Genomic DNA, 16,499 nt, shown 5'->3' with positions numbered 1-16,499 from the left:
CCATGGCGGAAAAAGCGCTGAAAACAAGTACCTTCGCCTGGGAAGGTACGGACAAGAAAGGCAGCAAAGTCAGGGGCGAGCTGAGCGGCCAGAACCCGGCGCTGGTGAAAGCGCAACTGCGCAAACAGGGCATAAACCCCACCAAGGTGCGCAAGAAGTCTACCTCTCTGCTGAACGCAGGGAAGAAGATCAAGCCCCTGGACATCGCCCTGTTCACACGCCAGTTGGCCACCATGATGAAGGCCGGCGTGCCCCTGATGCAGTCCTTCGACATCATTGGCGAAGGCTTCGAGAAACCGGCGATGCGTAGGCTGGTGAATGAGGTCAAGCAGGAGGTTTCCTCGGGCAACAGCCTGGCCAACTCCCTGCGAAAGAAGCCGGAATACTTCGACGAACTGTATTGCAACCTGGTGGACTCCGGTGAGCAGGCAGGTGCGTTGGAAACCCTGCTGGACCGAATTGCTACCTACAAAGAGAAGACTGAGGCACTGAAAGCCAAGATCAAGAAGGCAATGAACTACCCCATTGCCGTGGTTGTGGTCGCCATCATTGTTTCGGCAATTCTCCTTATCAAAGTTGTTCCCCAGTTCCAGTCCGTTTTTGCAAACTTTGGCGCTGAGCTTCCAGCCTTCACACTGATGGTCATCGGCATTTCTGAGATTCTTCAGGAATGGTGGTTCATCGTTCTACTTGGCTTCTTTGCTGCTGGTTTTCTAGTCCAGCAGGCCCATCGAAAATCTGAGAAATTTCGCGACTGGGTCGACCGCACTGTGCTCAAACTCCCGATTGTGGGCGACATTCTCTACAAGTCGGCCGTGGCGCGCTTCGCCCGCACCCTGGCAACGACCTTCGCAGCCGGCGTGCCGCTTGTGGACGCCCTCGACTCGGTCGCCGGTGCCAGCGGCAACGTTGTCTTCAAAACCGCTGTACTCAAGGTCAAATCCGACGTTTCGACCGGTATGCAGCTGAACTTCTCCATGCGCACTACCGGTGTTTTCCCGGCCATGGCCGTGCAGATGACCGCCATTGGCGAAGAATCCGGTGCACTGGATGAAATGCTCGACAAGGTCGCAAGCTTCTACGAGGCCGAGGTGGATAACGCCGTGGACGGCCTGACCGCCCTGATGGAGCCTATGATCATGGCGGTCCTCGGCGTATTGGTCGGTGGCCTGATCATTGCCATGTACCTGCCCATCTTCCAGCTCGGTAACGTCGTCTAAACCATGCAATTGATCGACTTTCTGGCCAGCCACGCGCTGGCCTTTGTTTTCTGCGCCCTGCTGCTTGGTCTTTTGGTGGGCAGCTTCCTCAATGTGGTAATCCACCGCCTGCCGCAGATGATGTTGCGCGACTGGCAAGAGCAGGCCCGCGAGGCGCTGAGCCTGCCGGCCGAGCCCAAGGGGCCGGTGTTCAACCTGATCCTGCCGAATTCCCGCTGCCCGCAGTGCAGCCATGAGATTCGCGCTTGGGAAAACATCCCGCTGGTGAGTTACCTGGCGCTGGGCGGCAAGTGTTCTTCCTGCAAGGCGCCCATCAGCAAGCGCTACCCACTGCTGGAACTGGCGTGCGGCCTGCTGTCGGCCTATGTGGCCTGGCATTTCGGTTTCAACTGGCAGGCCGGCGCCTTTCTGGTGCTGACCTGGGGCCTGCTGGCGATGAGCATGATCGACGTCGACCACCAGTTGCTGCCAGATGTGCTGGTGCTGCCGTTGCTGTGGCTGGGCCTGATCCTGAATAGCCAGGGCCTGTTCACCAGCCTGGAAGATGCACTCTGGGGCGCGGTGGCTGGCTACATGAGCCTGTGGTCGGTGTATTGGCTGTTCAAGCTGGTGACCGGTAAGGAAGGCATGGGCCACGGCGACTTCAAGCTGTTGGCGATGCTCGGCGCCTGGGGTGGCTGGCAGGTGTTGCCGCTGACCATCCTGTTGTCGTCCCTGGTGGGGGCTGTGCTGGGCCTGATCATGCTGCGCCTGCGCAACCAGGACACCGCGACCCCTATCCCCTTCGGTCCCTATCTGGCGATTGCCGGCTGGATTGCACTGCTCTGGGGTGATCAAATAACGGCGACCTATTTGCAGTTCGCCGGTTTCAAATGAACAAACCCTGGATTCTTGGCCTTACGGGCGGCATCGGTAGCGGTAAAAGCGCCGTCGCGGCCCACTTCACCGAGCTTGGTGTGCATCTGGTGGATGCCGACCAGGCTGCGCGCTGGGTCGTGGAGCCCGGTCGCCCTGCCCTGGCGAAGATCGCCGAGCATTTCGGCAGCGACGTGCTGCAGGCCGACGGCCAATTGGACCGCGCCGCGCTGCGCCAACGCATCTTCGAGAACGCGGACGAGCGCCGCTGGCTGGAAAGCCTGCTGCATCCGTTGATTGGGCAGGAGATCAGCCAATACCTGGCCAGTGCCGAATCCCCTTACGCCATTCTCGTTTCGCCGCTGCTGGTCGAGTCCGGCCAGCATCGCCTTACCCAGCGCGTGCTGCTGGTCGATGCGCCGGAGATCGCCCAGGTTCAGCGCACCATGCAACGCGACAAGGTGCCCGAAGCGCAGGTGCAAGCCATATTGAAGGTACAGGCCAGCCGTGAGGAACGGCTGAAGCATGCTCACGACGTGCTGCTGAACGACCGCGACCTGAGCTGGCTGCGCGCCGAAGTGGAGCGTCTGCATAACTTCTACCTGACCCTGCGAGGAGGCCAGCCATGAGCCAACCCGTCACTGTCGAGTGCCCGACTTGCGGCGCCCCGGTGGAATGGGGCCCGCAAAGCCCGTCCCGCCCTTTCTGTTCCGAACGCTGCAAGCTGATCGACTTGGGGGCCTGGGCCGCCGAAGAACATGCGATTCCCGGCGACAATACGGAAGACGAACTCTTCTCCGGCGACCTGCCGCCGCGCGAGCACTGAAGCAGCAGTGCGTAGGATGGCGTTGAGCGAAGCGAAACCCATCGGTTCCATGCCAAGGCTTCGCTGCTCTCGTGGGTTGGTCCGAACCCTGCGAGACCGGACACCCGGCTCAGGCCTCGCTCGTTGGGCTTCGCTACGCTCTGCGCCAATCGACGCAACGCGCGCGCTCAGTCCACTCAAGGCCGCATGAAGCCGTAGTCGCGCTCCGGGTCGAGGTTGTCCGCCAGGAAGGTCAGCTCCTGAGCCAGATCATCCGCCGGGCGCAGCATTGCACTGCGCTCGACGACTGCACTCAGCAGGGCGCGTAGTGCCAACTCTTCGCTGAAACCTTCCTGCTTTGCTGCCTCCAGGCTCTGCTCCAGGGCGGTTCTTGCCCAGTCGTGAATCCCCATGTCGTCTGCCCCTCATGTTGGTGGATGGAACCGCTATGTCTGCGTTAGCTGTTGCGAGAGATTGACCCTCTGGCCAAGAGCCTAGGGGCAATGCAGCTGCCTACAACACGCAATGCAGACATAGCCGATGGAAAAGCGCCATCCACGCTACGAAACCGGGCGGCATGAGTTCCTTGACGCAAATCAGGTGTCAGCTGGGGATAAGGCGAGCGAATCCCAGGTGATCAACGCGGCGTGTCGTCATCCTTCCAGGGTGCCTGGAGGTAACGGGTGCGGTTGAAGGTCTCCAGCCAATCCGGGCAGAACACCACCAGGGCAGTCACGGCCGTGCCGTTGATAAAGGCTTCAGGGAACATCACCAGCCAGAGATAGCCGATGAAATCCTCCAGCCAGGGTGGCATGGGGAAGACGCCGTCCATCCACAGCAAACCCAGCCCGACCAGCACGCAGAGCAGCGCCGCCAGGGCCGCCGGAAAGAATCCGCAGCAGAAGATGTACACGAACAGATTGCGGGGCTGGTAGTGCTCGACCCATTTCGCGCACAGCTCCGTAACCAGCACGGGCAGCAGCACCAGCATGGCGCCGTTGACGCCGAGTGCGGCCAGGTCCTGCTTGCCCAGCATCAATAGCGCCACCTGTGCAGCCAGGCCGCTCAGCACTGCCAGCGGCCAATCCAGCAATAGGGTTACGGCGGTCATGCCGATGAAGTGGTAGGACACCCCCGAGTCGAAGTCCCGTCGCATCAGCCAGAGCAGGAAGACCACCAGCACAGTGCCGAACAGCAGGTGTTGCCGACGGGAATCGCTGAACAGCTCGACCCAGGGTGCGCGCCATATCGCCCAGGCTACGACCGGCAGGTAGATGGCCCAACCAAGCGCAAGGGTTTCCGTGGACAGGAGTTCAGCGGCAATCACGGCGCCAGTGACTCCAGGGCGGCACGCAGCGCCGCGGCATCACTGAATTCTTTCTGCTCCGTGAGCGTGCCGTGATCCAGCCGCAGCCAGAGCACGCGGGATGCTTCCCCCGGATAGCGGCTGGCGACGCGGGACTCACGGTCCAGCAGGACGCGATAGTTGTAGTCGCGCATGGCCGGCACGGCGAACATCGAAGAGACCAGCGACGGCATTCGGCTGATATCGGCCACGAACACCGCATGGCGGGCTTCGAGATAGTCCTTGGGCTGGCCTTCCAGAGCAGCTTTGACCAGCTTGTTGCCGTCCATGTCGCGGGCGACCAGCAGCAACTGCAGCCCATCATCCAGGCTGTACGGCTGGTCGTACTGGTCCAGCAAGGTCCAGGGTGACAATCGCTCACCCACTTCCAACGCATGGCTGAAGGTGGCCAACAGGCAAAGCATCAAGCCAAGGCAGATCCGCATCGAATCAGTCTCCAGTGGTCGAGTAAACCCGAATGTCCTCACGCTCCGACCAGCCCCGCTGCATGTGCCAGAAGGCCAGCGCCTCAGGCGCATCCTCCAGGACGAACACGTGGGACTTGCGGATACCCAGAATTGCCAGGCGTCGCAGCGCCTCCTGCAGCAAGGCCCGGGCCCAGCCCTTGCCGCGAAATGGCCCGTCGACCACCAGGTGCTGCAGGTAGCCACGGCGCCCGTCATGCCCGACCAACAGGCTGCCAGCTACCCGACCATGATCGTCCTCGAGCAGTAGGCAGAGATCGGGATTGCGCTGCAGGTACGCGCAAAAGGGCTCCAGCTCATCCTCCGCGCGCAAGCGGATTCCCGGCGTGCGGCGCCACAGCTCGAGCAGGGCGGTATGGTCGGCGGCAGTGATGGGGCGAATGCGCATCGTGGACTCCCGGCAAGTCTTGAAAGTTTACACCGCGCCAGCATCAGGCAACCTGCGCGCATTTGTCGCCACAGCCGCTCCGCTGGCGCTTCGGGGGTACCCAGAGCCCTGGCCGTAAGGCTAAGCTGCGGAACATGAACGAGTCCGACTACCTGCGCCTGCTGACGCGGCAGGCCGAGCAAGCCAACGACTTTCTGTCGAATGCGCGCAAGTGGGAACGCGAGCGCTGGGTCTGCCAGCGGCTCCTGCAGGCGCTCAACCTGCCCTATCGACTCGACGAGTTCAGTACCAGTCAGGAACCGCCGGACGTGCAGTTCCGCGAAGCCAACTTCGAGGTGTTCTTCGTACTGGACGAAGGGCGCCGCCTCAACGAGGAATGGCGCGCCGAACTGGAACGGCGGCGCAGCGCCTTTTCCCTGGCTCAACTGGTGCGCCGGGAAAGTCGCCCAAAGCGCATCGCCGCCGCCGAGCTCCAGGCACGCCTGGCGCCAACCCTGCGCAAGAAAGCCCGCAATTATGATGAGCGGGGCCTCGATCTGGGCGAGCTCGACCTGCTGGCCTTCGTCAACCTCAAGCGCGCCACACCTGACTTCAACAGTCCGTTTCCACCTCCCACCGAATACTTGCGCCAAGGCTGGCGCTCGCTGTCGCTGGTGGGGTCGAACTTCGCACGGGTGCTCTTCGCCCATGGCGACGCACCGGACTTCCTGCGCAACAACCTCGGTCGGACCATTCTTTTCGACGTAGGAGTCGGTCTTTGACCGGCTCCGCGCAAATTTACCCCGCCGCGCGTTGAGCCCCTGTGAATTCGCCGGCTAGAATGCCCACCACTACAAAGTCGAGGCCCCCATGCCCAGCCGCCTGACGCCCGAAGACCAGCAAAAGGTCGACCAGTACCTGAACCTCCCCCAGCACCAGGTGGAACGCCAGCCGTTCCGCCCGTGGCGACTGCTGTGGATTGTGCTGGCCATCGTCGTCGTGCTGGGCCTCCTCAGCCGCCTCCTGAGCCGACTGGTGCTATGAGCCGCCTCCTGCGCTCGCCCTCGGCGACAAAGAATTCCTATAGCCTTGCGAGACCTTCCCATGTCCCATCGTATCGTGATCGTCGGCGGCGGCGCCGGCGGCCTGGAGCTCGCTACCCGTCTGGGTAGAACCCTCGGCAAGAAAGGCCTGGCCAAGATCGTCCTGGCCGATGCCAACCTCACCCATATCTGGAAACCCCTGCTTCATGAAGTGGCGGCCGGCTCGCTGAACTCCACCGAGAACGAGCTGAACTATGTCGCCCAGGCCAAGTGGAACCACTTCGAGTTCCAGCTCGGCCGCATGAGCGGGCTGGACCGCAAGCGCAAGGTGATCCAACTGGCCGCCACCCATGATGAAGATGGGCGCGAGCTGGTGCCTGCCCGCGAACTGGACTACGACAGCCTGGTCATTGCGGTCGGCAGCACCACCAACGACTTCGGCACCGAAGGCGCGGCCCAACACTGCATCTTCCTCGACACCCGCGAGCAGGCCGAGCGCTTCCACCGCAAGCTGCTCAGCCACTATCTGCGCGCCCACGCCCAGCAGAACGCCAACGACCAGATCAGTGTGGCCATCGTCGGTGCCGGCGCGACTGGCGTCGAACTCGCAGCGGAGTTGCACCACGCCGCTCACGAGTTGGCCGCCTACGGCCTGGATCGCATCCAGCCGGAAAACATGCGCATCACGCTGATCGAGGCCGGCCCTCGTGTGCTGCCGGCCCTGCCGGAACGCATCAGCGCGCCGGTACACCACACACTGGAGAAGCTCGGCGTCACGGTGATGACCGGCGCTGCGGTCAAAGAGGTCACGGCCGATGGCTTGAGGACCGCCCAGGGCGAAAACATTCCGGCCAGCCTCAAGGTCTGGGCCGCAGGCATCCGCGCCCCCGCGTTCCTGAAGGACCTCGATGGACTGGAAAGCAACCGCATCAACCAGTTGGTGGTACGCCCGACCCTGCAGACCACCCGCGATGACGACATCTTCGCCTTCGGCGACTGCGCCGCCTGCCCCATGGGAGACGGCACCGAGCGCAATGTGCCGCCGCGCGCGCAGGCTGCGCACCAGCAAGCCTCACTGTTGGTGAAGTCGTTCAAGCTGCGCCTGCAAGGCCAGCCGCTGCCGGACTATCAGTACAAGGACTATGGCTCGCTGATCTCGCTTTCGAGCTTCAGCGCGGTGGGCAATCTCATGGGTAACCTGATGGGCAGCGTGAAGCTGGAAGGCTGGCTGGCGCGGATGTTCTACATCTCGCTCTACCGCATGCACCAGATGGCCCTTTACGGCGCTTTCCGCACTGGCCTGCTGATGCTCAGCGACCGCATCGGCCGTAGCACGGACCCACGTTTGAAACTGCACTGACCGGGGCTCGGCCAGGAGGGAATCTGCAATCCGGATTCCCTCCTCTCCTCGAACCCGCTCTAATTCAAGAAATCGAGACAAACAAAAAAGCGGCAAGGCTTTCGCCTTACCGCTTCTTCGGACCTCCCGAGAGGTCTTGTATGGTGGGTCGTGTAGGATTCGAACCTACGACCAATTGGTTAAAAGCCAACTGCTCTACCGACTGAGCTAACGACCCAAATGTGAGGTGGTCGGGGTAGAGAGATTCGAACTCCCGACATCCTGCTCCCAAAGCAGGCGCGCTACCGGACTGCGCTATACCCCGTATGGAAGTTGGCTCCGCGACCTGGACTCGAACCAGGGACCCAATGATTAACAGTCATTTGCTCTACCGACTGAGCTATCGCGGAACTTCGGTCTTCCAACTCTTTGTCGCCTCACCGTTTTGGTTTAGCGCTTCAGAGGCGCGCCATTTTACGGTTCCAGAACCGCCTGTCAACCCCCTAAAAAACGAATTCCTACAATGATTTGCAGAAGACCGGTCGAGTGCTATACCTGAGCCGTGGCGAGATCGTTGCAGGTCGTGGTCGCGACCTGTCTCCCTACAGGACGGCTATGAGCAATCAGGATCGACCCCCAACTCCTCCCGGCACCGTGACGACCCTGGCCAGCCGCGGCATACAACCGCGCTTCGGTGATTTGGTGCAAAGCTGCCGCAAGCTGGTGATGAACCGGTTGGCGGAACATCTGACGGGGGTTTTCGGCCAGGTTGACGACACGCTCTTCGAATGCGCCGAAAAGGCCGAGAACAATCAGGTCCAGACGCTGTTCTTCGACAGCATGCGGGACATCCGCAAGCAACGCCCGCAAATAGAACGCGCGTACCACCAGCGCATCGCCAAGAGTTTCGAAGACTTCCTCGGCGGCAAGCTGAAGCCCGAGCTGAAAGCCGGCGAGCTGGATGCCGACCACCTCCAGCTGATGGAAAACGAGGAGTACGAAGAAAGCCTGCTGGTCACCAATATGGTCAGCCGGGTCAAGTCGCGCTGTTCGCAGTCCCTGTTCGCCCTTGATCAGCGCCTGGCGGTACTCAACGGCGGGCGCAAGCTGGGAGACGACGACAACCCGTTCGGCCCGCAGGCTGTGGCACTGGCCTTCCGCGAAGCGCTGGAGCCCCACCCCTTCCCGCTGCGGATCAAGACCATCCTCTATATGCTTTTCGACCAGCATGTGATGCGTGGCCTGGACAGCGTCTATGAGGCCCTCAACCAACGGTTGATCCAGGCCGGTGTGCTGCCCAACCTCAAATACAGCGTGCAGCGCTCCACCACTGTGCCCCATCCGCCCTCATCGGCAGCGGCTAAGACACCACCCGGGGAGCAAGGGGCGCAACCGCCCACTCAATCGCCGTCCGCTCCCCAGGCGAGCGGCCCAGTGGATCTGACCGGCGCCCCACCCAGCGATCCCGGCCAACTGTTCAGCGGACTGGCCGCCTTGCTTGGCGAGCGCCGCATGCACCACAGCGACGCCCCGCTCCCCGGCGGAACCCCGAGCATCTCGAGCTTTGCTCCGCGCGGCGCAACCCGCACCTACAGCGCGGCGGAACTGCTGGAAGCGCTGAACCGCCTGCAACAACAGTCCGCCCAGGACCTGGCCAGCAAGCTGCGCCAACCGCAGCGCGTCGAAGGCCTGAAAGCCGACCTGCAACAACAACTGGAAAGCCATAGCAGCCTGCCGGGCCAGCAGAAGCTGTCCGACTACGAAGCGGACGTGATCGACCTGGTCGGCATGCTCTTCGACTTCATTCTCGACGATGACAACCTGGCCGACATCTACAAGACCGCCCTCTCCCACCTGCACACGCCCTACTTGAAGGTCGCCCTGCAGGACAAGGCGCTCTTCACCCAGCATCACCACCCGGCCCGCCGCCTGCTCAACAGCATGGCCCAAGCCGGCGTGCTCTATGCCAGCGAAGGCGAGGAGCGCGGGCTGCTGGCGAAAATGCACTGGGTGGTGGAGCGCGTCGTCCATGGCTTCAGCGGCGACCTGCTGCTGTTCGACAGCCTGCTGGACGAGTTCAACGAATACACCGGCACCCTGCGGCACAAGGTGGAACTGCGCGAGCAGCGTGCCGTGGAAGCCGCCAAGGGCCGCGACAAGTTGCTCGGTGCCCGCCAGCAAGCTGTCGATACGATCGGACGAATCCTGGCCGGTCGCGAGCTGCCGGGAATCATCCAGCACTTCCTCGAACTCACCTGGACCGACGTTCTGGTGTTCGTCCTGCTGCGCCATGGCGATCGCAGCAACGAATGGCAGCGTTCAGTGGAAGTCGCCGAGCAATTGGCCTGGAGCGGCACCCCGCAGGACAGCGATGCCCGTGCCCGACTTCAGCAATTGCGCATCCCCATGCTGGAAGACTTGCGCAAAGGCTTGGAGCTGCTGGGCGGCTACCACGAGGACGGCATCCGCCGCCTGCTCCAGGACCTGGTGGCCTGCCAGCACGCCGTGCAATCGCAACAACCCCAGGTAGCAGCACGCATTGAAAGCCCACTGCCGGAAAGCAAACTGGGCGAGATGCTCGGCGAAGACGCCGAGCTGGCCAACATCCCACGGCCAGTCAGCCTCTCCAACCGCGCCCAGGCGCTGGTCAGGGAGCTGTCGCGCCTGGAGTTCGGTACCTGGTTCGAGTTCATCGATGGCCCGGATGTTCGCGTCCTCAAGCTGTCGTGGTACAGCCCAACCACCCGCAACTACATGTTCGTCGACCATAGCGGCCAGCGTGTGGCAATCATGCCCATTACCCAGCTGGCCTTGGACATGGAGCAAGGATTGGCACGCCTGGTCCCGCCGGAACGCAGCGCCCCGCTGGTAGACCGCGCCCTTGGCGCCATCTACCGGGTGCTGCAACGCTTCACCGGCCGCACCTCCTGAGTCAGCAGTAGGAGTCCACCATGGAAGAACGTCGCCAGCACAGCCGTCATGCCACCGAGCTGCAGTTGGAAGTATTCGATCTGCATTCGGGGCAACGCTTGGGCCGCATCGTCGACCTGTCGATGGATGGCTTCATGCTGCTGAGTGAGCTGCCGCTCGTCGCCGACTCGGTCTGGGAATGCCGATTGGTCCCGCTGACCTGGGTGGAGGGCCTGGAGGAGATCCGCCTGGGTGCCGACTGCCTGTGGACGCGCATGGGCGAAGACCAGCGCAATTGCTGGGCAGGCTTTCATATCATCGACATCGCCGATGAGCAGGCCGCCGTCCTGGAAGACCTGTTGCAGTTCATTCGCGCGCCATAGCCCAAACGACAGCCAAAAAAAAGCCCCGCAATCTCACGGGGCTTTTTCTTGCAGGCCATCAATCAGCTAAAGACGATTTCCTCGCCTTCCACCTTGGCAGTGACGGTGGCGCCAGGCGCGAACTGGCCGGCGAGAATCTGCTGGGCCAACGGGTTCTCGATCCAGCGCTGGATCGCCCGCTTCAGCGGACGGGCGCCGTAGACCGGGTCGTAACCCACGGCAACCAGCTTATCGAGGGACTCCGGACTCAACTCCAGACTCAGCTCGCGCTCAGCCAGACGCTTGCGCAGGCGTTGCAGCTGGATTTCGGCGATGCCACTGATCTGATCACGCCCCAGGGGCTCGAACACCACCACTTCGTCGATCCGGTTGATGAACTCGGGACGGAAGTGCGCGCTCACGGCATCCATCACCGCCGCTCGCTGTGCATCCCGGTCGCCCACCAGTTCCTGTATCTGCAGCGACCCGAGGTTGGAGGTCATCACGATCACGGTGTTGCGGAAGTCCACGGTGCGACCGTGGCTGTCGGTCAGACGGCCGTCTTCCAGCACCTGCAGCAGCACGTTGAAGACATCCGGGTGGGCTTTCTCCACCTCGTCCATCAACACGACGGAGTACGGTTTGCGGCGCACGGCTTCGGTCAGGTAGCCGCCTTCCTCGTAACCCACGTAGCCCGGCGGTGCGCCGATCAAGCGAGCCACGGAATGCTTCTCCATGAACTCGGACATGTCGATGCGCACCAGCGCTTCCTCGGTATCGAAGAGGAACTCGGCGAGCGCTTTGCACAGCTCGGTCTTGCCTACCCCGGTCGGGCCGAGGAAGAGGAAGGAACCGCTCGGCCGATTCGGGTCGGCCAGGCCGGCACGCGAACGGCGCACCGCGTTGGCAACAGCGACCACGGCTTCGTGCTGGCCGATGACCCGCTTGTGCAGGCCCTCTTCCATGTGCAGCAGCTTCTCGCGTTCACCCTCCATCATCTTGGCCACAGGAATGCCGGTCCACTTGGAGACCACTTCCGCGATTTCTTCATCGGTAACCTTGTTGCGCAGCAGCTGGTTCTCGGTCTTGCCGTGCTGGTCGACCATCTGCAGGCTGCGCTCCAGGTCGGGAATCACGCCGTACTGCAGCTCGGCCATGCGTTGCAGGTCGCCCTTGCGGCGAGCGGCCTCCATGTCCTGGCGGGCTTGCTCGATCTTCTGCTGAATCTGCGCCGAGCCTTGCACCTCGGCCTTCTCGGACTTCCAGATCTCCTCCAGGTCGGCGTACTCACGCTCCAGCTTGAAGATGTCTTCCTCCAGCTTGGCCAGACGCTTCTTGGTAGCTTCGTCCTCTTCCTTCTTCAGCGCCTCTCGCTCGATCTTCAGCTGGATCAGGCGACGATCGAGACGGTCCAGGGCCTCCGGCTTGGAGTCGATCTCCATGCGGATGCGGCTGGCGGCCTCGTCGATCAGGTCGATGGCCTTGTCCGGCAGCTGGCGGTCAGTGATGTAGCGATGCGACAGCTTGGCGGCGGCGATGATGGCGCCGTCAGTAATGGTCACGCCGTGGTGGACCTCATAGCGCTCCTTGAGGCCACGCAGGATGGCGATGGTGTCCTCCTCGCTCGGCTCGTCCACCAGGACCTTCTGGAAGCGGCGTTCCAGCGCAGCGTCTTTCTCGATGTACTGGCGGTACTCGTCCAGGGTCGTAGCGCCCACGCAGTGCAACTCACCGCGAGCCAGTGCCGGCTTGAGCATGTTGCCGGCATCCATGGCGCCTTCGGCCTTGCCGGCGCCGACCATGGTGTGCAGCTCATCGATAAAGAGGATGACCCGGCCTTCCTGTTTGGCCAGCTCGTTGAGCACGCCTTTCAGACGCTCTTCGAACTCGCCACGGAACTTGGCACCGGCGATCAGCGATCCCATGTCCAGGGACAGCAGACGCTTGTCCTTGAGGCCATCGGGCACTTCGCCGTTGACGATGCGCTGGGCCAGGCCTTCTGCGATGGCGGTCTTGCCGACACCGGGCTCGCCAATCAGCACAGGATTGTTCTTGGTGCGGCGTTGCAGGACCTGGATGGTGCGGCGGATTTCATCGTCGCGGCCAATGACCGGGTCCAGCTTGCCCTCTTCGGCACGCTTGGTCAGGTCGACGGTGAACTTGTCCAGCGCCTGTCGCGACTCCTCGACATTGGGGTCGTTCACGGCCTGGCCGCCCCGCAGGTTGGCGATGGCATTCTCCAGCGCCTTGCGGGTCACCCCTTGGCCGAGCAGGAGCTTGCCGAGGCGAGTGTTTTCATCCATGGCGGCGAGCAGTACCAACTCGCTGGAGATGAACTGGTCGCCCTTCTGCTGAGACAGGCGGTCGGCCTGGTTGAGCAGGCGTGCCAGGTCCTGGGAGAGGTTCACGTCACCCGTGGGGTTCTGGATTTTTGGCAGGTGGTCGAGTTCGCGGGTCATGCCCTGACGCAGCGCCGCCACGTCGAAGCCAACCTGCATCAGCAGGGGTTTGATGGAACCGCCCTGCTGGTCAAGCAGGGCCAGTACCAGGTGTACAGGTTCGATGGCCGGGTGGTCGTGGCCAACCGCCAGGGACTGGGCGTCGGAGAGCGCCAGTTGCAGCTTGCTGGTCAAACGGTCGATTCGCATGGGTTTGTCCTTCCTTCAGATAGCGGGCCGGCGCGATGGTGGCGCCAGACACGAAAAGCCCGCCGGGATGAAGCTTAGATAGGGACGATTCTGAGCGATTCAACCTTTGTGAGATTGATCAACGTCATGACGAGGCCATTTGTAGGATGGGTAGTGAAACCCATGCAGACCGAGTGATGGGTTTCGCTTCGCTCTACCACATCCTACGGCGATACGGATGGACGCGGCACGGGGCCACAGTCAGTAGGCCAGCCAGACGAGGCTGGCGAAACGCCCCGTGCGCGCAGCACGGCGATAGGAATAGAAGCGCGGATCGCTGACGGTACAGAAACCGCCGCCATATACGGCCTGCACACCGCGCGCGGCCAGGCGGATGCGCGCCAGCTGGTAGATGTCGGCCATGAACTTCCCTTCGTTGGCGCTGGGCCGGAAGGCCTGGCCGGTCTCGGGATGATGGGCCAGGAAGGCTTCGCGCACTTCAGGCCCGACTTCGAATGCTGCGGGGCCAATGGCCGGTCCCAACCAGACCAGCACCTCTTCGGCCGGCAAGACCAGGGCATCGAGGGTTGCCTCCAGCACCCCATTAGCCAGCCCGCGCCAACCGGCATGGGCGGCCGCGACCTTGGTACCGGCGCGATCGCAGAACAGGGCCGGCAGGCAGTCGGCGGTCAGCACCGCGCTGGCGACGCCGGGTTCGGCGGTCCAGCTGGCGTCGGCCTCGTCCACGCGGCTCGGGTCGGCCTGCGCCACGCGCACACCGTGCACCTGGCTCAGCCAGGCGGGGCGACAACCCAGGGTAGACGTCAGCAGTCGGCGATTCTGCTCAACGGCCTGTGGATCATCCTCGACATGGCTGCCGAGGTTCAGGCCTTCATATGGCGGCAGGCTGAAGCCCCCCTCACGGGTGGTGACGCAGGCCTGCACCCGCTTCGGAGCAGGCCAATCGGGCGTCAGCCAGATGCTCATTGCTCGAAGGACTCACGGTCCTGACGCAGCAGGCTGAGTAGCCAGACGAAATCATCCGGCAACGGGGACTCCCACTTCATGCGCTCGCCGCTCGCCGGATGGTCCAGCTCAAGGAAGCGCGCATGCAGGGCCTGGCGCGGGAACTCCTTGAGTGTCTGCACCAGGGTGGGGCTGGCGGCCGGCGGAATGCGGAAGCGCCCGCCGTAGACGGGATCACCGACCAAGGGGAAGTTCACATAGGCCATGTGCACGCGGATCTGGTGAGTACGGCCAGTTTCCAGCTTGACGCGGGTGTGGGTATGGGAACGGAAGCGCTCCAGTACACGGTAATGGCTGACGGCCGGCTTGCCACCTGCGACTACGGCCATGCGCTGGCGCTGCTGGCCATGCCGCCCGATGGGTGCATCGACCTTGCCGCCGGACGTGATCACGCCAACCACCACGGCCTCGTAGATCCGGCTCACGCTGCGCGCCTGCAACTGCGCGACCAGGCTGGTGTGGGCTTCAAGGGTCTTGGCCACCACCATCAGGCCGGTGGTGTCTTTGTCCAGGCGATGGACGATACCCGCCCGTGGCACGTTCTCCAGCCCCGGCACATGGTGCAGCAGGGCATTCAGCAGGGTGCCGTCGGCATGCCCCGCAGCCGGATGCACCACCAGGCCGGCAGGCTTGTCCAGCACCAGCAGGTGTTCGTCTTCGTAGACGATGTCCAGCTCGATGTCCTGGGCCACCCACGCGCCCTGGGACTCCTGCTCGGCATTCAGTTCCAGCAATGCGCCGCCGTGCACGATGTCCCGCGGACGCAGCACGCTGCCGTCAACAGTAAGGAGGCCATCCTTGATCCAGCCGGAAAGGCGGGAACGGGAGTGCTCGGAAAAAAGTTGCGCGGCGACCTGGTCCAGACGTTGCCCGCCCAGCTCAGACGGCACTTCGGCGCTGAGTTGAATAACCTGCTTGGTAATCGAAGACATGCTCTTGCACGGAGGGGGCGTAGCCTTTGGTTTCAGTTACGCGCTTGTGGTTAAATACTGCGTCTTTGTCCCGGGGGTTCCGGGGCGCCCATCATAACAGGACGGCTCCAGCCAAGACAGCCAGCCGTCACAGGGACGCAAGCCGCCATGCAAGTGAAACACCTGCTGCTGATCGCCATTCTCGCCCTCACCGCCGCCTGTTCCTCCAACAAAGAAGTGGTGGACGAGAATCTGAGCGAAGCCGAGCTGTATCAGCAGGCCCAGGCCGATCTGGACAACAGCAGCTATACCCCCGCCATTGCCAAGCTCAAGGCCCTCGAGTCCCGCTACCCCTTCGGCCGCTACGCCGAGCAGGCCCAGCTGGAGCTGATCTACGCCTACTACAAGAATGTCGAGCCGGAGGCCGCCAAGTCCGCCGCCGAGCGCTTCATCCGCCTGCACCCGCAGCATCCGAATGTCGACTACGCCTATTACCTGAAGGGCCTGGCCTCCTTCGAACAGGACCGCGGCCTGCTGGCGCGTTTCCTGCCGCTGGACATGACCAAGCGTGACCCGGGCGCCGCGCGCGACTCCTACAACGAGTTCGCCCAGCTCACCAGCCGCTACCCGAACAGCCGCTACGCCCCGGACGCCAAGCAGCGCATGGTCTACCTGCGCAACCTCCTGGCCGCCTACGAAATTCACGTCGCCCACTACTACCTGACCCGCCAGGCCTATGTCGCCGCCGCCAACCGTGGTCGCTACGTGGTGGAAAACTTCCAGGAAACCCCCGCCGTGGGCGATGGCCTCGCTGTGATGGTCGAGGCCTACCAGCGCCTGGGCCTGAACGACCTGGCTGCTTCCAGCCTGGAAGCCCTGAAGCTGAACTACCCGGACCACCCGACCCTGGTCGACGGCCAGTTCGTGCCGCGTGAAGAAGAAGCCGACAACCGTACCTGGCTGGCCAAGGCCACTCTGGGCCTGATTGAGAACGACGCGCCGCTGCCCCCGGGTGAAACCCGCGCTGCCCAGGACGTGATCAAGCAGTACGAGAATGCCAAGGAAGAAATTCCTGATGAACTGCAGCCGGAGAACCAGGACGAGGTGCAGGAAGAAGAGCATGAGTCCGAAGCCAACAGCAGCGACCGTTCCTGGTTCAGCTACATGACTTTCGGCCTGTTCGACTGATCAACGCCGCATGTCT

At 62.9% G+C, this 16,499-nt stretch carries 17 protein-coding genes and 3 tRNA genes; 10 read left to right on the top strand and 10 right to left on the bottom strand.

Features of this window, described 5'->3' with window-relative positions:
* Positions 1 to 2 precede the first annotated feature (2 nt).
* The 4 genes from FFS60_RS02835 to yacG are packed head-to-tail and all read left to right on the top strand — an operon-like array spanning position 3 to position 2,901.
* Entirely contained in the window at positions 3 to 1,220 is a 1,218-nt protein-coding gene (locus FFS60_RS02835; RefSeq protein WP_137821074.1) for a type II secretion system F family protein, read from the top strand.
* A gap of 3 nt (positions 1,221 to 1,223) precedes the next feature.
* Positions 1,224 to 2,096 (top strand): A24 family peptidase, encoded by an 873-nt coding sequence (locus tag FFS60_RS02830; protein ID WP_137821073.1) that lies wholly within the window; start codon positions 1,224 to 1,226, stop codon positions 2,094 to 2,096.
* Entirely contained in the window at positions 2,093 to 2,704 is a 612-nt protein-coding gene (coaE, locus tag FFS60_RS02825) for a dephospho-CoA kinase (RefSeq protein ID WP_137821072.1), read from the top strand. Before FFS60_RS02830 ends, coaE begins: the two co-directional genes overlap by 4 nt.
* Positions 2,701 to 2,901 carry a DNA gyrase inhibitor YacG gene (yacG, locus tag FFS60_RS02820; RefSeq protein WP_120652963.1) on the top strand — a complete coding sequence of 67 codons (201 nt, stop codon included), beginning with the start codon at positions 2,701 to 2,703 and terminating at the stop codon, positions 2,899 to 2,901. Before coaE ends, yacG begins: the two co-directional genes overlap by 4 nt.
* Before the next feature lie 176 nt (positions 2,902 to 3,077).
* On the opposite strand, the gene FFS60_RS02815 is transcribed toward yacG, so the two are convergent.
* The 4 genes from FFS60_RS02815 to FFS60_RS02800 form a co-directional block, all read right to left on the bottom strand.
* The gene (locus FFS60_RS02815; RefSeq protein ID WP_137821071.1) at positions 3,078 to 3,293 is read right to left on the bottom strand and encodes a hypothetical protein; all 216 of its coding nucleotides are present in this window, start codon (positions 3,291 to 3,293) and stop codon (positions 3,078 to 3,080) included.
* A 224-nt stretch (positions 3,294 to 3,517) separates the two neighbouring features.
* Positions 3,518 to 4,207, bottom strand: a complete 690-nt coding sequence (locus FFS60_RS02810) for an energy-coupling factor ABC transporter permease (protein WP_028630349.1) — start codon at positions 4,205 to 4,207, stop codon at positions 3,518 to 3,520.
* Positions 4,204 to 4,671 (bottom strand): hypothetical protein, encoded by a 468-nt coding sequence (locus FFS60_RS02805; RefSeq protein ID WP_028630350.1) that lies wholly within the window; start codon positions 4,669 to 4,671, stop codon positions 4,204 to 4,206. Before FFS60_RS02805 ends, FFS60_RS02810 begins: the two co-directional genes overlap by 4 nt.
* Positions 4,672 to 4,675: 4 nt before the next feature.
* Positions 4,676 to 5,098 (bottom strand): GNAT family N-acetyltransferase, encoded by a 423-nt coding sequence (locus tag FFS60_RS02800; protein ID WP_137821070.1) that lies wholly within the window; start codon positions 5,096 to 5,098, stop codon positions 4,676 to 4,678.
* Positions 5,099 to 5,232: 134 nt separating this feature from the next.
* On the opposite strand from FFS60_RS02800, the gene FFS60_RS02795 reads away from it, so the two are divergent.
* From FFS60_RS02795 to FFS60_RS02785, 3 genes are all read left to right on the top strand, one after another.
* On the top strand, positions 5,233 to 5,859 hold the full coding sequence (locus tag FFS60_RS02795; RefSeq protein ID WP_028630352.1) for a DUF1780 domain-containing protein: 627 nt from the start codon (positions 5,233 to 5,235) through the stop codon (positions 5,857 to 5,859).
* An 88-nt stretch (positions 5,860 to 5,947) separates the two neighbouring features.
* A complete protein-coding gene (locus FFS60_RS02790) occupies positions 5,948 to 6,121 on the top strand; it encodes a DUF3094 family protein (protein ID WP_120652969.1) in 174 nt (57 codons plus the stop codon).
* A 60-nt stretch (positions 6,122 to 6,181) separates the two neighbouring features.
* Positions 6,182 to 7,480: an NAD(P)/FAD-dependent oxidoreductase gene (locus FFS60_RS02785; protein ID WP_137821069.1), complete on the top strand. Its 1,299-nt coding sequence runs from the start codon at positions 6,182 to 6,184 to the stop codon at positions 7,478 to 7,480.
* Between the two features lie 141 nt (positions 7,481 to 7,621).
* Here FFS60_RS02785 and FFS60_RS02780 read toward each other — a convergent pair.
* The 3 genes from FFS60_RS02780 to FFS60_RS02770 all read right to left on the bottom strand — a co-directional run bounded on the left by FFS60_RS02780 (position 7,622) and on the right by FFS60_RS02770 (position 7,869).
* Positions 7,622 to 7,697 (bottom strand) — tRNA-Lys (locus FFS60_RS02780).
* A 10-nt stretch (positions 7,698 to 7,707) separates the two neighbouring features.
* Positions 7,708 to 7,784: transfer RNA gene (locus FFS60_RS02775), tRNA-Pro, on the bottom strand.
* Positions 7,785 to 7,793: 9 nt separating this feature from the next.
* Positions 7,794 to 7,869 (bottom strand) — tRNA-Asn (locus tag FFS60_RS02770).
* Between the two features lie 205 nt (positions 7,870 to 8,074).
* On the opposite strand from FFS60_RS02770, the gene FFS60_RS02765 reads away from it, so the two are divergent.
* Both FFS60_RS02765 and FFS60_RS02760 read left to right on the top strand, forming a co-directional pair.
* Entirely contained in the window at positions 8,075 to 10,390 is a 2,316-nt protein-coding gene (locus tag FFS60_RS02765; protein WP_137821068.1) for a DUF1631 domain-containing protein, read from the top strand.
* Positions 10,391 to 10,410: 20 nt separating this feature from the next.
* Positions 10,411 to 10,752 (top strand): PilZ domain-containing protein, encoded by a 342-nt coding sequence (locus tag FFS60_RS02760; protein ID WP_137821067.1) that lies wholly within the window; start codon positions 10,411 to 10,413, stop codon positions 10,750 to 10,752.
* A 62-nt stretch (positions 10,753 to 10,814) separates the two neighbouring features.
* On the opposite strand, the gene clpB is transcribed toward FFS60_RS02760, so the two are convergent.
* The 3 genes from clpB to rluD form a co-directional block, all read right to left on the bottom strand.
* The gene (clpB, locus tag FFS60_RS02755) at positions 10,815 to 13,379 is read right to left on the bottom strand and encodes an ATP-dependent chaperone ClpB (protein WP_028630356.1); all 2,565 of its coding nucleotides are present in this window, start codon (positions 13,377 to 13,379) and stop codon (positions 10,815 to 10,817) included.
* A 240-nt stretch (positions 13,380 to 13,619) separates the two neighbouring features.
* Complete coding sequence (gene pgeF / locus FFS60_RS02750; protein ID WP_137821066.1) at positions 13,620 to 14,345, bottom strand: peptidoglycan editing factor PgeF; 726 nt, start codon at positions 14,343 to 14,345, stop codon at positions 13,620 to 13,622.
* A complete protein-coding gene (gene rluD / locus FFS60_RS02745; protein WP_028630358.1) occupies positions 14,342 to 15,316 on the bottom strand; it encodes a 23S rRNA pseudouridine(1911/1915/1917) synthase RluD in 975 nt (324 codons plus the stop codon). Before rluD ends, pgeF begins: the two co-directional genes overlap by 4 nt.
* 147 nt (positions 15,317 to 15,463) lie before the next feature.
* Here rluD and FFS60_RS02740 point away from each other — a divergent pair, with 147 nt between their 5' ends.
* Positions 15,464 to 16,483 (top strand): outer membrane protein assembly factor BamD, encoded by a 1,020-nt coding sequence (locus tag FFS60_RS02740; RefSeq protein WP_028630359.1) that lies wholly within the window; start codon positions 15,464 to 15,466, stop codon positions 16,481 to 16,483.
* Positions 16,484 to 16,499: the final 16 nt, after the last annotated feature.

Source organism: Pseudomonas sp. D(2018) (assembly GCF_005502555.1).
GTDB lineage: Bacteria > Pseudomonadota > Gammaproteobacteria > Pseudomonadales > Pseudomonadaceae > Metapseudomonas > Metapseudomonas resinovorans.
Note: the sequence above shows the minus strand (reverse complement) of the source record. Positions and strands in the feature narration are given on the sequence as shown.

What these genes read in the sequence shown, in the direction of transcription:
- FFS60_RS02835 (WP_137821074.1), top strand. Translation starts at nt 3, where the DNA reads ATGGCGGAAAAAGCGCTGAAAACAAGTACCTTCGCCTGGGAAGGTACG.
- FFS60_RS02830 (WP_137821073.1), top strand. Translation starts at nt 1,224, where the DNA reads ATGCAATTGATCGACTTTCTGGCCAGCCACGCGCTGGCCTTTGTTTTC.
- coaE (WP_137821072.1), top strand. Translation starts at nt 2,093, where the DNA reads ATGAACAAACCCTGGATTCTTGGCCTTACGGGCGGCATCGGTAGCGGT.
- yacG (WP_120652963.1), top strand. Translation starts at nt 2,701, where the DNA reads ATGAGCCAACCCGTCACTGTCGAGTGCCCGACTTGCGGCGCCCCGGTG.
- FFS60_RS02815 (WP_137821071.1), bottom strand. Translation starts at nt 3,293, where the DNA reads ATGGGGATTCACGACTGGGCAAGAACCGCCCTGGAGCAGAGCCTGGAG.
- FFS60_RS02805 (WP_028630350.1), bottom strand. Translation starts at nt 4,671, where the DNA reads ATGCGGATCTGCCTTGGCTTGATGCTTTGCCTGTTGGCCACCTTCAGC.
- FFS60_RS02800 (WP_137821070.1), bottom strand. Translation starts at nt 5,098, where the DNA reads ATGCGCATTCGCCCCATCACTGCCGCCGACCATACCGCCCTGCTCGAG.
- FFS60_RS02795 (WP_028630352.1), top strand. Translation starts at nt 5,233, where the DNA reads ATGAACGAGTCCGACTACCTGCGCCTGCTGACGCGGCAGGCCGAGCAA.
- FFS60_RS02790 (WP_120652969.1), top strand. Translation starts at nt 5,948, where the DNA reads ATGCCCAGCCGCCTGACGCCCGAAGACCAGCAAAAGGTCGACCAGTAC.
- FFS60_RS02785 (WP_137821069.1), top strand. Translation starts at nt 6,182, where the DNA reads ATGTCCCATCGTATCGTGATCGTCGGCGGCGGCGCCGGCGGCCTGGAG.
- FFS60_RS02765 (WP_137821068.1), top strand. Translation starts at nt 8,075, where the DNA reads ATGAGCAATCAGGATCGACCCCCAACTCCTCCCGGCACCGTGACGACC.
- FFS60_RS02760 (WP_137821067.1), top strand. Translation starts at nt 10,411, where the DNA reads ATGGAAGAACGTCGCCAGCACAGCCGTCATGCCACCGAGCTGCAGTTG.
- clpB (WP_028630356.1), bottom strand. Translation starts at nt 13,379, where the DNA reads ATGCGAATCGACCGTTTGACCAGCAAGCTGCAACTGGCGCTCTCCGAC.
- pgeF (WP_137821066.1), bottom strand. Translation starts at nt 14,345, where the DNA reads ATGAGCATCTGGCTGACGCCCGATTGGCCTGCTCCGAAGCGGGTGCAG.
- rluD (WP_028630358.1), bottom strand. Translation starts at nt 15,316, where the DNA reads ATGTCTTCGATTACCAAGCAGGTTATTCAACTCAGCGCCGAAGTGCCG.
- FFS60_RS02740 (WP_028630359.1), top strand. Translation starts at nt 15,464, where the DNA reads ATGCAAGTGAAACACCTGCTGCTGATCGCCATTCTCGCCCTCACCGCC.